General features: G+C 62.7%; 4 protein-coding genes. 1 reads left to right on the forward strand and 3 read right to left on the reverse strand.

Annotation, left to right across the window (positions count from 1 at the left end):
• The first annotated feature begins 142 nt into the window (after nucleotides 1–142).
• Entirely contained in the window at nucleotides 143–11,206 is an 11,064-nt protein-coding gene (locus tag ACZIRK_RS09380; protein WP_463327220.1) for a filamentous haemagglutinin family protein, read from the forward strand.
• Between the two features lie 128 nt (nucleotides 11,207–11,334).
• Here the strand turns inward: ACZIRK_RS09380 and ACZIRK_RS09385 are convergent, their stop codons facing one another.
• The 3 genes from ACZIRK_RS09385 to ACZIRK_RS09395 form a co-directional block, all read right to left on the reverse strand.
• Nucleotides 11,335–12,360 carry a GlxA family transcriptional regulator gene (locus ACZIRK_RS09385; protein WP_130222725.1) on the reverse strand — a complete coding sequence of 342 codons (1,026 nt, stop codon included), beginning with the start codon at nucleotides 12,358–12,360 and terminating at the stop codon, nucleotides 11,335–11,337.
• Between the two features lie 192 nt (nucleotides 12,361–12,552).
• A complete protein-coding gene (locus ACZIRK_RS09390; RefSeq protein WP_474417734.1) occupies nucleotides 12,553–13,059 on the reverse strand; it encodes a prolyl-tRNA synthetase associated domain-containing protein in 507 nt (168 codons plus the stop codon).
• Nucleotides 13,060–13,095: 36 nt separating this feature from the next.
• Nucleotides 13,096–14,922, reverse strand: coding sequence for a CocE/NonD family hydrolase (locus tag ACZIRK_RS09395; protein ID WP_463327222.1), 1,827 nt, complete (start codon nucleotides 14,920–14,922; stop codon nucleotides 13,096–13,098).
• Nucleotides 14,923–14,986 lie beyond the last annotated feature (64 nt).

Raw genomic sequence — 14,986 nt, forward strand, 5'->3', positions numbered from 1 at the left:
ATTCCTGAGCTCGAACTATTTCTTAATTTTTTTTCGGTGCCGCGCTTCGGCATGTCTCTACGCAGAGGAAAAGCGTCGCTTCGAGTGACGTCATCCACGTGAAATCAGCTTCACGTCAAAGTCTTTGCCGAGAGATCAAGCCATGTCCGTCCAGCCTGCCGCCGACCGATCCCGCCGCGCCACCTTCAAGAATAACTTGCTCGTTGGGGTTAGTGCCGCTGCGCTGCTGCTCGGCAGCATTGCGGGGGCGCAGGCGCGCAGCCTGGGGAGCACAAGCGCGGGTTCGAGTTCGGCTACGGCAGCCACTGCTACGGCCGCGCAGTTGGCCGCTCAGCAGTCGTCGCTCGCGGCCAAGCAGGCGCTGGCGTCGATGGCGCGCGCGGCGGCTTCATTGCAGGCACTGCGCGACAGTCAGGCCGCCGCGCGTGCGGCGGCGCTGGCGGCACAAAGCACGGTCCCGAACGGACTGACGCCCGGAGGACTGGTGACCGCGCCGGGGGCCGGAGCCGTCCCGGGCGTCTGGACCGGCGCCGATCTGCCGACGCAGTCGCAGAGCGGAGGCCGCACCACGGTGACCGTCAGGCAGACCGAGCAAAAAGCAATCCTGAACTGGTCCAGCTTCAATGTCGGCCGCGAGACCGATCTGTATTTCAACCAGACCGCCGGTCGTGCCGACGCCGCCAACTGGATTGCGCTCAATCGTGTCACCGATCCGACGCTGGCTCCAAGCCGGATCCTCGGCACGATCAAGGCCGAAGGACAAGTCTACGTCATCAACAAAAACGGCATCATCTTCGGCGGATCGAGCCAGATCAACGTCAACACTTTCGTCGCCTCATCGTTGGGCCTGTCGGATGAACAGTTCCGCGCCGGCATCAACAAACAGCTCATGGTCTTCGACGATCCATCGGGCAGCAGTATTGCTAAGCCGCAGTTCGGCTATCTCGGACAACAAAACCCGAACCAATTTGTCGGGCTCAACGATCCCAGCCAGGTCGCAGGCGCGATCATCGGCGACGCTCCAGGCGATGTGCGGATCGAGGCCGGTGCGCAGATCACAATGGCGAGCGGCGGCAAGGCCCTGATCTTTGCGCCGCATGTCCTCAACTCCGGCCGCATCTCGGCGCCCGACGGCCAGGTCATCATGGCGGCGGGCGAACAGATCTACCTCACGACCGATCAGTCTGGCGTTCGCGGTCTTGACGTCGCCGTCTCGGCGCCGATGCGCTGGATGTTCGACTACTACCATATGGCGACAGTGACCGGTCAGGGAAACTGGGTCGGCGACAACGACTACACGCTGGGCCTGAAGAACATCGTGTTCCCGGAGATGGCGGCGCGTGGCGCTTCTGTCGGTTACAACGTCGTCAATAATGGCATGGTGCGGGCCGACCACGGCAACATCACCCTGATGTCTCGCGAGATCGTGCAGAACGGCGCGCTCGAGGCCTCAACCGCGTTGAACAACCGCGAAGGCTCCATCCGGCTGCGCGCCTGGGGTGAGGGCATGACGTCCTACGGCAGCTCGATGCCTGTCGGATCGCCACTGCGCTACTGGTCGACTGGTACGTTAATTCTGGGATCAGGCAGCGTCACCACGGCGATGCCGGACCTCACTGATACCAGTGACATCGAGCTGACGTCGCTGGCGACGCGTTACAGTCCCGGTCGCATCGAGATGCGCGGAAAATTCATCGATATCGAGGCCCGGGCCAGCGTCATCGTGCCGGCCGGCACCATCAGCATCGTTGCCAGCACATCGCCCCTGTCTGGCGATGTTCCCATCACAGGGGAGCCGGTGAAGCGCGACGGCAGCCGCGTGTATATCGGCGAAGATGCCTACCTCAGCGTCGCGGGTCTGCAGGACGTCTTGCTCACCATGGAGAGCAACGTCGTCACCGGTGAATTTCGTATCAACGAACTGCGCGATTCGCCTTTGTATCGTGACTCGTGGCTGCGCGGACTGACAGTCAGCGTCGACAAACGCGTCAGCGGCTTGTTCGGGGACGGGCCCATGGCCGATGTCAACTGGATCGCAGGTTCGCCCGGCAAATGGGTTGGCACGCCGCTCGGCGATTTCTCCGGCTGGATCGGAGTTGGCAAGACAACGCTGGGTGAGCTGTCCACCAAGGCAGGTTCGATCTTCATCAAGTCGAGTGGCTCGATCATAACCCGCGAAGGTTCATTGCTCGACGTCTCAGGTGGCTCGGTGCGCTATGCGGACGGCTGGATCACCACGACCAAGATTCTGGGGGCGGACGGTCGAGTCTACGATATCGGTGCGGCGACGCCCGATCGTCTCTATGTCGGTCTCGCGGGGGGCTTCACTCGCAGGCATGCGCGTGCCGGCATCACCGAGACCTGGCGCAACCCGTTGGACCGCAGCAACGGCACGCGGTTCGAGCGGGGCTATACCGAAGGCCGCGATGCCGGTTCGATCCAGTTCTTCGCTGCGGAAGCCATGGTGCTCGAGGGTAGCTACTGGGGCGGGGTCATCACGGGGGAACGGCAGGCGGCGTCCGGCCAGCTCGCCACCGCCGGCACGTTCACGATCGGCGGCAACGCCGACGAGCATCGCCAGTGGCTGCTGGGCAATCTCATCATCGCTGCCGAGCCGGAGAAGCTGCCTGCCAACTTTGCCGCGAGCAGCCCGTTGGATGCGAAATGGTACCACGGCACTCAGGATAGAGATCTATCGGTTCGCGATAAGACCACCTATCTCGATTCCGATGTGCTGGCCGAAGCCGGCATGTCGAAGCTTGCCTTCTATGTCGCCAACAGTTTCACGCTCGGCAAGGACGAGAAACTCGAGCTTGCACCGGGCACGACGTTCAACGTGATTGCCAATGTCGGCACTCAAAATCCGGCCAGCTTTGCTGTTGACGGCAGCATTCGCATTGCTGGCGGCAATGTCTGGTTTGCCGGCGCGGAGACGGCGACCTTCGGTCGCGGCGCCGCGATCGATGTCAGTGGCGAATGGATCAATGGCCCGGGCGGGGCGCAGCTTCCCGTGATCAAGGGCGGCACGATCCAGCTCACCGGCGACTTCGCGCCGGGCATCACCTTGGACGTGTCCGGCGGCGGCTGGTACGACACGCGCGGCGCCAAGCCGAAGTTGAAACTCGGCGATGCCGGCGCCATCACGCTGTCGGTCACGGATGCCAATCAGTTGTCGGAACTCGATCTGCGCGGCTACGCGGCTGGTTCGGGCGGCTCAGTCACGATTATTACGTCAGGATCGGTCCAGGTAGGCGGCACCGCTCCGGCGGATCCCGCCGTGTTGCGGCTGTCGGAGACGCTCTACAGCGAACGTGGCTTCCGCGCCTTGTCGTTGACGAGTACGGGAAACATTACCGTCGCGGACGGCGCCACGATTTCGCAGCTTCCGTTGAATGTCGATCTCGCCGGCGTCGATGTTTCCGCCTTTGCATCGGGCACGCCGATTACTGCAATTGGCAAGCTCGCGTTGCTCCCGACGGCGGACCGGCTGGATCGTAAGGCAACTTCTCTGTCAGTGATCGGCGACAGCGTCGCGGTCGGCGCCGGCTCCGTGGTGCGGACCGATGTCCGCGGCTCCGTCACGCTGACTGCCATCGGTCATAAGGATCCCGCTACCGATACCACCATCCCCGGCGACGTGATCGTGCGTGGCGTGATCGACGCGCCGGCGGGCTCGATCTCCGTGTCCGCCAATGGCGAGCTCGCGCTCACGGCAGGAGCGCAACTGCTGGCACGCGGCACATCGGTGACGGAGATCGACGCGCGAGGTCTACGCTCCGGGACGGTGCTGGCCGGAGGCGGTGTCAGCCTTGCTAATGCGGCGGTGATGAAGATCGAAGCTGGTTCGCTGATCGATGTCTCGGGCGCGAGCGGCACCTTCGACCTGGCGATGGGACGGGGCGCGGTCTCGACCTATAGCCTCGCCAGCAACGGCGGTACGATTGCGCTCAATCTGAGCGGCGCCGCCAACGATCTGATCGCCGGCACTTTCCTCGGCCGTTCCGGCGGCGCCGGCGCCATCGGCGGAACCATCGACATCGCGGTCAGCAGCTTGTCCGAGCCGACCGAACCGGTGTTGCTGCCGACGACTCTCTATTATATCGATCGCGATACCGGTGCGATCATATCGTTCAATACGCGTGGCAACCTCGACGTCTATCACGAGTATAGCTCGGGCAGTGATACAGCGTTCCGCTACAGCACGGTTCGCAGCCAGATATTGACGGCGACCGGCAGCCTGATCCGCGGCGGCGGACTTGGCATTGTCGATCTCGACGCCGACACCACGCCGAGCGGGCTGTCCCAGCCATTGGCGTCGGTGATGCCGGCCAGCGCGGCGCAGCTCGCGCTCCTTGAGCGCAATTTCTATACCGACGCGGACGCCACACAGCGTGTGGTATTGCCGACCGCGGCGATCAAGGTCACCAAGATCTCCGCCGATACGGTGAACAATGGCGGCTTCGCCAATCTCAAGGCGAACACCAGCGGATTCATGGTGGCGCCCGGCATCGATCTTTCGTTCGGCAAATCAATCTCGATCGGCGGCGCGATCATCAGCGGCGGCGCAGGAACGACCAAGCTGACCGCGCCCTATATCGCGCTCCTCGGAGCATCCGGTTCCGCCGGACCGGCCGGCGCCGGCAAGATCGCGCTAACCGCCGATCTGATCGACATCACCAGAACGGCCTTTACCGGATTCGCTGAAACGCAACTGGTGGCGCGCGATCTCAGGATGGGCGGCCTGCTGACCGATCTGCTGTCAAACCGCACCTCGTCGCTCGATGCAGACGGCCGTCTCGAGCTGAAGGTCGGGCAGGTTTATCCGGCCACCGGCATCGTTGCTTCGATCAGAGCCGGCACGCAATTGGTCATCGAGCGCAACGGCGATACAGGGCTGCCGCTGTCAGCTGCTGGCACTTTGAACCTCGAGGCGCCAGTGATCGCGCAGAATGGCGTGGTGCGCGCGCCATTTGGCCGCATCACTTTCACCGCGACGGACAGCATCGCACTGGGCGCTGGAAGTATCACGTCGGTGTCCGGCGACGGTCTCGTGCTTCCTTATGGGACCTTGAGCAACGACGAGTTCTGGATCGATCCGATCACGAGACCGACCACGGGCAATCCGACGCCAACGCTGAGCAAGCTGCCGGAAAAGAATATCGTCCTCAATGCGCCCGGCGTCACGCTCGCGGCCGGTTCGGTTGTCGACATTCGCGGTGGCGGCGATCTTTATGCTTGGGAGCACGTCCCCGGCCCCGGCGGCTCGCACGACGTGCTGACCCAGCCAGAACTTTACGCGATCATGCCGGGGCTGAATGTATCGACGGCTTCACAGGATCAAGTCTGGCTTGCCGGGGGCAATGGCCTCGCCGCTGGTTGGTACGCCTTGCTGCCGGCGCGCTATGCCTTGCTGCCCGGGGCGTACGCGGTGTCCGTCGTAAAGGGATCTGCGGGCAAGGAGGTCCCCAATTCCGTGCCGATGGCGGATGGTTCGGTGCTGATGAGCGGTTACCGTGCAGATGCCTATGGCGGTGGCTACGAGCAGCTCCGCTCGACGTGGCAGGTGATGTCGGGCTCGACCTTGCGCACCTACAGTGAGTACAACGAAGCCTTCGCCAACACCTACTTCGCATCCGATGCGTTCAAGCTCGGGCAATACCGTCTTACCGGCATCAATATCGTCACGCCGCGGCTTCCGTCCGACGGCGGATCGGTGGTGTTCAAGGCGACAACCGAGCTCGTGCTGGAAGGTCTGCTGCGGTCGCAACCGGCCGCGGGCGGTCGCGGCGGTCTGGTGGATATCGCCGGGAGCAGGATCGCGGTCGTCGGCAGCGGTCAGGATCGTAGCGATCTGACCGGCTATCTGGTGGTCGACGCGAACTCGCTCAGCAACTTCGGCGCCGGCAGCCTGTTGATTGGTGGCGTTCGCAGTGGTGACGCGAGAGGCCTGCGTATCGATGTGACGGCGAACGACGTCGTCATTCGCAATGATGGGGCGAGCGCGTTGACAGGATCGGAAATCCTCTTTGCGGCGAGCGGCACGATCCGCGTCGGCGACGGCAGCGTCATCCTCGCAATGGGAACAGCCCCAGGCAGCAGCGTTGATCTCGTGATGGCGCCGCAGGTCAAGGCGGTCTACGGTGACATCGGCGGAGTGAGTGATGGCAATCCCGACAACGATGTGCTGTTGAGCCCGTCGAAGGATTACGGTGCGCTGCTTCGTGTCTCCACCGGCAATGCTGTCAAGGTGCTGCGCGAGAATGTCGATATCACGATGGGCGGGATCGTGACGATCGGCGCCAATGCGACACTTGCGGGAGGCAATGCGCTGCTGATCGATGCGACGCAGAACACGGTGGTTGCCGGCAATGCGAATCTTTCAGGAGCGGCGCTGTCACTGTCGAGCGGCCGGATCGGCTTCGGCGGCGGCACCTCCGGCCTCGTTCTCGATGCGGTGTCACTGGCGCAACTGGCCAATACGCAGTCTCTCACCTTGCGCAGCTACAGCACGATCGACGTCTACACCTCCGTCAATCTCGGCGGTGCCGGTCTGAACGCGGTGACGCTGGATTCTGCCGGGCTGGTTGGTTACGGCAATGGTGCCATCGCGATCAGCGGTCGCAGCATCGCACTCGACAACAGCGGCGGCAGCTTCAGCAGCCCCGTCGGTGCTGGTCATCTCCAGCTGACACTGAACGCCGACGAAATCGTTCTTGGCAGCGGCAACAAGGTATTGCGGGGCTTCGACGCGGTCACGCTGAATGCGGGCCGCCAGATCGTCGGGCAGGGCAACGGCAGCATCGAAGCCGATATGGCGACCGTGACGTTGGCTAGTCCGGTGGTGACCGGGCGCGGCGGCGCATCGCAATCGATCCTCACCCAGAGCGCGCTTCGGGTGATCGGTGGCGGCGATAGCGCCATCGATCGTCCCGAACTCAGCCTCGGCACCCGTTTTTCGCTGACAGGATCGAGCGTCGATCTCAGTGGGCGCATCGTGGCGCTTGGAGGTGCCGTCAATCTGACTGCGACCGGCGGCAATGTCGTGATCGGCCAAGGCGGTCTGATCGATGTCGGTGGCTTCAGGAAGGAGTTCTTTGACGTCGCGCAATTCGCCGATGCAGGGAGCATCGCATTGACGGCGGTTGGCTCGGTGCAACTGACTTCGGGCGGAACGCTCAATCTTGCCGCGCATGCCGATGGGGGCGCGGCCGGCAAGCTCTCGATGGCTGCATCCAACAGCGGCACCGTGGTGCTCGATGGGCGCATCCAGGCCCAAGCGAAAGCCGGCGAGAAGGGCGGTTCGTTTGCGCTGGACATCGCGACGCTGCCGGACTTTGCCACCATGAGCCAGACGTTGAACTCGTCGGGCTTCTCCGCGTCGCGGCAGTTCCGGATACGTTCGGGCAATGTGGTGATCGACGGCGTCACCAACGTCGCGGACTTCGCGCTGGTCGCTGACCGGGGCTCAGTCACGCTGGCGGGCGTGATCGATGCTCGCTCGGAGTATGGCGGCAAGATCGCAGTCAGCGCCGGCAACGGGCTGACGATGCTGAGCTCCGCCCGGCTCCAGGCTGGCGCCACCGGCGAATTCGGTGGCGGGCGCGTGACGCTGGAAGCCAGCGGCGGCCAGTTGGATCTGCGCGGCGGCAGCATCGACGTTTCCGGCGCCGAGGGTGGTCGTGTACGCTTCCGCGCGCTGCAGTCGGCCGGTCACGACGAGATCGCGGTCGGCAATCTACAGGCCAGTATCGTCGGCGCACGTTCCGCCGTGCTCGAAGCCGTCAGCGTCTATGACAGCAGCTCGGTTGACGCGGTCCGCGCGGCGGCGATTGCCGATGCCAACAATTTCGCTGGCCATGCCGCGGCGGTTGCTGCACGCCTTAACGCCCCGGGCGGCCTTGCCGTGATGCCCGGCATCGAGATTCGCAGTTCGGGCGACTTTGTTGCCGAAACGGACTGGAATCTGTTCGCCGACTTCGGCGCCAACGCCCGCGCCGGCGGGCTGACGCTGCGTGCGGCCGGTAATCTCATCATCCTTGGCCATCTCAGCGACGGCTTCTCGGCGGCGGACCGGAGTGGCGTACTGCAGGATGCCGCGTCGTGGGATCTGCGGCTCGTCTCCGGTGCCGATCTGACATCTGCGAACGCACTTGCGGTCGCTCCGCTGGCGGCTCTGCCATCAGGCAGCGGTTCGCTCATTGTTGGCGATGCCGCCGCCGGCAAGGTCGTCCGCACCGGCACCGGTGATATCGATGTCGTGGCTGGCCGCGATCTGGTTCTGGCGCACAACGAATCCGTCATCTACACAGCGGGACGAGCTGACCAGACCTCGTTTGCCGACTTCATCGTGCCGGTGAATGCGACCTATGGCATCAACGGCGGTAATCTCAGAATTTCGGCGCAGGGCAGCGTGGGGTCGGTGCTGCCGGCCAATCCGGACGACAACCAGTTGTTCGTGGAATGGCTGAAGAAGGTCGGTACGACCGACAGCAGCTATGTCTATCTGCCGGGCCAGCAGAGTTCATGGTGGGTCGATTACGGCAATTTCCAGCAGGGCGTCGGTGCGCTCGGCGGCGGCAACGTGTCGGTCAACGCGGGCGGTGATCTGGTCAACCTGCTGGTGGCGCTGCCGACCAATGGCCGCGTCCGCGGCGGACTGTCGAGCGGCGAACGCAAGCTTCTCGAAGTCCGCAACGGCGGCCTGATGGAGGTCGAAGCCGGCGGCGCGATCCGCGCAGGCTATTACTATGCGGGACGTGGCGCGGGCACCATCACCGCCGGCGAATTCACCGTCGGACGCACGGTGTCTGTACAGAAGTCGGAGACGCAGATCGATGCTTATTTCATCGCGCCCGTGATTGCGCTTGGCGACACGACGATGAAGGTCAGGACCGCTGGTGACCTGCTCCTGCAGACGGTCATGGATCCCCTGATGCTCAACTCCGACCCCCTGTTGCTCGGCGGTCAGAGTTTCTACAACGCCCATATGAGCGGCTACACCGATCGGACGGCGCTCGACCTGCTGGCGGTTGGCGGCAACGTCACGTTGGCCAACCAGGGGAGATTTCTCTCCAAGGACATCGATGTGTCCGGCTTTGTCTACACGAGCGATATCGACTATTCGATCATCGGTCTGATGGCGACCAATCTCTATCCCTCGATGACGCGCATCGCTGCTCTCAACGGATCGGTGACCAACCGCAGTCGTTTCTACACGGCTCCCGGCAACCATCCCGAACTCCGTATCCTCGCCGAAACGGATGTGACGCTCGGTGAAATCAGCATGTCACGGGCAAATCTCGAGATGATGCCTTCGCCTTTCAGGCCTGTGGGCGGAGGCTCAGGCGCGGATATCCAGCTCGTGACGTCTCCGTTCGATCCCGATTTCCAATCGCCGGCGAACAGTGGATTTCATGCCCTGTTGCTCAATGTCATGACGTTCGAGAATCCGATCAGCTACAATTCGCATCGCGGCTATATCGAAAGCGTTCGCAATCCGGATCACTTGCCTAACGAGGGCGACGAGGAGCCCAGCCGTATCTTTGCAAGAAGCGGCACTATATTGGGCTCGCCGATCGTTGCCGCCGGCAACCTGATGCGCCTCGGCAAGGTCACCACCAACGAGCAGACTTGGTTCCGTGCCGGGGGTGATATTCGCAATATCAGCTACGACCTGCGTAACGTTCATCGTTCTGACGTCTCGCTGCTCGAGGCCGGCAACGATATCATCGGCTACAACATCGATATTCAAGGCCCGGGCATGATTGCACTGGCGGCGGGGCGAGACGTCTATAGCACGAGCTTCGTGATCAACAGTCGTGGTAACTACTACGCGTACGCCGACAACCGCCCGGTCGAGACCTCGGAGGTTCGGGGACTGCCGCGCGACGGCGCCGCGATCTCCGTGATGGCCGGCCTCAAAGGCAAGCAGCCCTCCTACGATGCGCTGGCGGCAGCTTATCTCGATCCTGCCAATGTCACGGCGATGCCGGATTACCTGAAGGTGACGATCGATGGCGTCATGCTGCCAATCTATCTGACCGACGCCTTCGACACGCGCGGCGGATCTTCGCACAAGGTCAGGTCCGGCCTGGTCTCGTTCATCCAGGAGATCACCGGCGAGACATTGTCGCCGCTCGACGCCTGGGCGCGCTTCCAGTCGTTGCCTGCGCTGACGCAGCAGCGCTTCCTGCGCCAGGTGTATATTCAGGAGTTGAAGGCTGCCGGCGACGATCAGAACACGCTCGATGCGGATGATCGGCCGATCCACGGCGGCTACAAGCGTGGCTACACCGCGATCGAGACCCTGTTCCCCGGCAAGGACTGGAGCGGCGATATCAAGATCGGCAACACCGCGTTCCTCACTATGGCTGGCGGCGGTATCGAGACGCTGACACCGGGCGGCGGACTACAGGTGGCGGCGCTGGGCACGGTGGTGCCGCCGGGCGCCGGCCTGGTCACGCTTGGTTATGGTGACATCAACATCTTTGCGCGCGACAGTGTGACGGTGAACCGCTCGCGCATCCTCACCTTCGCCGGCGGCGACGAGGTGATCTGGTCGACGCTCGGCGATATCGACGCCGGCCGCGGCGCCAAGACCACGCGCGTGCCGTCGGCGCCGGAAATCGTTACCGATGCCGACGCCGTTACGAAGGTCATGGAAAAGGCTGACATTTCCGGCAGCGGCATCGGCACCATCATCGGCTTCACCGGTGTCGAGGCCGGCGACGTCTCGTTGATCGCTCCGGTCGGCGCGGTGGATGCGGGCGACGCCGGAATCCGGGTCAGCGGCAATTTCACCGTGGCGGCGATGTATGTGCTCAACACCGACAACATCAAGGTCGGTGGCGAGACCAAGGGCGTGCCGAAGGCGCCGCCCGCGGCCGTCAATCTGCCGGTCGAAACCAAAGACAAGGCGGCGGCCGACGCGACCAAGGACGCGACGCAGCAGCCCGCGAATGAGCGACCGTCGATCATCATCGTCGAACTGCTTGGCTTTGGCGGCGAGAGCGATTCGGAAACGCTGCGACGCGATGAAGAGCGGCGTCAGGAGGAAGAACGTCGTAAGGAAGAAGAGCGTCGGAGGAACGATCGGCGCAGTTACAACTACGATCAGACAAGTCCGGTTCAAGTATTGGGGGCCGGTGCGCTGTCGGATGTGCAGACCGAGGCTCTGATCTACGAGAAGAAAAAGCAGGTGCGCTGACCCCAAATGTGGCCGATATCACCAGCGACTCTCCGGGTATTGTCGACCGGCGGCTGGGGCTTCGGCCGCGGAGTCTGATCAACACGCCGCTGACTGAGCGCAGCAATCAATCTCTTGAGAAACCAAACTCAGGCAGGGTCATAGACCCGACGACCTTCCGCGCTTGGTTCGAGATCGAGGACGCTACGGACGGATCTCTTGCGATCTTCGGACGGATTGCTTCCAAACGTGGATTTGTACGCCTTGCTGAGATGGGATCCGTCGACAAATCCGGTTTCCGCAGCGATGGCGGCAAGCGTCATCTCGGTCTTCATCATCCAGCGTGCATGCTTCAACCGCAAGCGCAGATAGGCGTTCTGGGGAGACTGACCCGTCTCGTCCTTGAACAGCCGCTCGAGTTGACGCGTGCTGAGGCGGACCTTAGCGGCCAGCCGGGCAATGGAAAGGGGGGACGACAGGTTCTGCTCCATGATCAACAAGGCGCGCGAGATCCGACTATCGTTGCCCACGAACTCCGTAGGCGGAGCCGATTGAGCCGATGAGCCCGGTCGCATCCGGTCGATCTGCATGATGTGAAGCGCTTTCTGCGCGTTGGACAGGCCAAGGCGCAACTCGACGATATGCGCCGCAAGATAGGCCGCGCCGATCCCGCCCGAGCACGTGATGCGTCGCCCATCGACAACGAACAATTGGTCCGCAATCGGCAACGTGTCGCCGAACTCCTCCAGGAAGTCGCGATAGTGGTACCAACTGATGCAGCACTTCTTCTGGCGCAGGAGGCCCAGGCGCCAGAGAATGAAGCTGCCGGTGCAGACACCGACGATCGCCGCGCTGGACTCGGCCGCCGTCAAAAGATATTTGCCGGTGCGCTCGTCGATCTGCGGACCGTCGTGAAGCAGGCCTCCGACCACAACGATGTAGTCGAGCTCGGACGGGTCGATGAATTTGGAGGTGGGCGTGACCAGCACGCCGCTGCTGGACCTGATCGGATCGCCGCCCGCGGACATGATGTGCCATTGGCATCGGATTGGACGGCTGTTGTCCCCGTCGTCGGCCGCCAATCGCACGACATCCAGGAAGTTCGAGAACGCCGTCAGCGTGAAGTTGTTCGACAATATAAAGCCGACGCGAAGCGGTCGTATCGTTCTCTCCATCCTTGCCTCCGAGCGTATCCGCGCGAGGGCCGGGGCTTCGGCCTTGTCGTGGAACCGCATCTCCCCAACCTCGCGATCGGGGCGCCATATTGCGGGCATTACGAAAGCAAAAACAAGACCATTCGGGAGGCCGCGAACCCGGGCTCTGCGCCGGCGACCTGCCCAAGCGGGGGGCCGCTGCAGATCGATCGCTCAGGTCGGGCTGTCGTCGTCCAGATCGATGTAGGACGGATCGCGGCCTGTAACGGCCAGGAACTTCTCGAGCGCCTCCCGCGACAACGACGTCGTCCTCTGGTTGCTGAGGGGATGGCAATTGATCGTTGCCACGCCGACCAATTTTTGGTCCAGCACAACCCTGACTTTTCGTTCCTTGTCGTTGACAACCGCCAGCACCGAGACGGCGCCGGGTTGGATGCCGAGCAACTCCAGCAGCGCATCGGCCGATCCGAACGACAGGCCTCCTTTCGCTCCGATCTTTCGAGCCAACTGCTTGAGATTGATGACTGCGTCCTCGTCGGTCACGAAAAGAAAGTAGTTCTTCTTGCCGTCGCGCAGGAACATGTTCTTGGTGTGCAAGCCGGGAATATCGCCGCGAAGGCTCTTCGACTCCTCGACGGTGTGTACCGGCGGGTGTCGGAAAGTGCGTGCCTCGATGCCGTTGCTCTCGAGATAGGCCAGAAGTTCGTCGCTTTGGTTCATGCTGCTGCTCATAGACCGCTTTCCTCTAGCCGCTGCTCATGCTGGCCGCAATGGCAGCTTGATGTGTGAGGCATTGCCGCCACCACGAAGCACCTCGATCCGCAGTGGACCTGTCGCGGGGATGCGCTGGAAATGGTCCGCATCGGCGCCCGCGAGAGACAATCTGATCCTGCTCCCCGCCAGAAAGGACCAGGCGACAGGGAGCAATGAGAAACGAAACAAATGAGGTTGGCCAGGCACCAGCTCTCGCGCCTGATCTCGCGTGCAAGCGTGGAATATGCCAGGCGTCTGATAGTTGCTTGGCATGGGACTTTCCGCCCGATGGAGCGCGCGAAGGCACCCTTCGCTGACGTAGAGAGATTCTCCGTCAGGAAGTATCTCGGAGAGATAGGCGTGGATTGCAAAATCGGGTGCCGGAACTGATATCCAGAGATTGACCAGGCAATGGCCGCTCAGTTCGGTGTTGTGAGGCAATTCGGGGCCTGTGTAGTTCAGCATGGAGCGGTCACGGCCATCCCAGTCCGTATAATACTGCCGGCTGTCGATCGCCGCGATCCGCTCGTATCGCGTCTGTCTGCCTGTTCCCGCACCAAAGTCGATCTCGTGAGAGTCGGTCGCCGCTTTGCCTGCCGCATCGGCGAGCTTTCCGTCGAGCGCCAGAAATAGCGTTTTCGATGCGTCGAACGGCGGCCAGGTATCAGCACAGCGCCACCTCTCGTCATGTACAGAGAAATAGTGCACCGGCTTCTCCGAGCGGAGGCCGGTGTCATGTCCGGCGAGGTGCTCGTCGAAGAACCTCAAGACCTCAGCGAGAATGTCGAATTCCGGGAGTTCGTCCGCACGCCACCGTGAGCAATTGATGCGTGCGCCATGATCCCACGGGCCGAGGAGAAGGTACTTGTTCTGGTTCGGCAAGGTGAGAAACCGGCTGATCGCTCCGTTCGCGTAGCCAGCGCCGTCCATCCAGCCGGAGACGGAATAGACCGCCACATCTCTCCTGATGCCCTTGCAATAGTTCGCCGGGCTGATGGCATCGGACGAGTGCCCGGCGAATTGGGAAAGGGGGGCGCTCCTGAATTCTATGGCGCGCATCAGCTCCGGCATGCGGAAATTGCCGGAGTGTTCGTCGATTGCCGCTCTGCAGTCGGAGCCGTCCGGATCGTCATCGACGGGATGCGGTCCCCTGAAGGCGGGATTGGAGTAGTAGACGAACTCCTTGAGCAGATCGCGCTTATCCTGGTCGAGGCCGGCCATCAGGCGATCGTAGACATCGGCGAGATTGGTCAGAAGTATCCCGCCGGGGTAATAGTTATCCAGATAGGTGTCCCAGACAGAGAACAGTGGGGCGATCGCCTTGACGGCAGGATGCGATGTCGAAGCAAGGAAATCGCTGGCCGCCCCGAGATAGGATATCCCGGTCGCGCCGATCGCGCCGTTCGCCCAGGGTTGTTGGAGGATCCATTGGGCCACCTCGTAGGCGTCGTCTCGCTCGCGGGGAGACCTGAAAATGTCGCGCGTACCGAAGCTGGCTCCCGTGCCTCTGACGTCGACGACGACAAGCGCGTATCCTCGCGGGACGAAGGTATCGCGATATTTGGCGACGTTCGGCGACGGCTCGACATCCTTGGCCGCGGGATCGACAGCGAAGCGCCGGTAGTATGGAGTTTGAATCAGGATGGTCGGCCAGGGTCCGCCCTGTTCCGGCCCGTCGGGAAGGTACACATCGGCGGCGAGCCGGCAGCCATCCCTCATTTTCAAGTAGATCGACTTCGGCAGAGTTACCTTGTGGGTCCCGGGCCTGCCGCGGATGTACCGGCTCGGCGGTACCATCCAGGCATCTCCGCGCATGTCGCTATCGGCCATCTGAAAATCCCGAAGTCCTGTCGTTTTGACGCCCGCGACAAGCTGCACGAGCAGGAGGGCCGAT

This window comes from Bradyrhizobium sp. Leo114 (genome assembly GCF_055229415.2).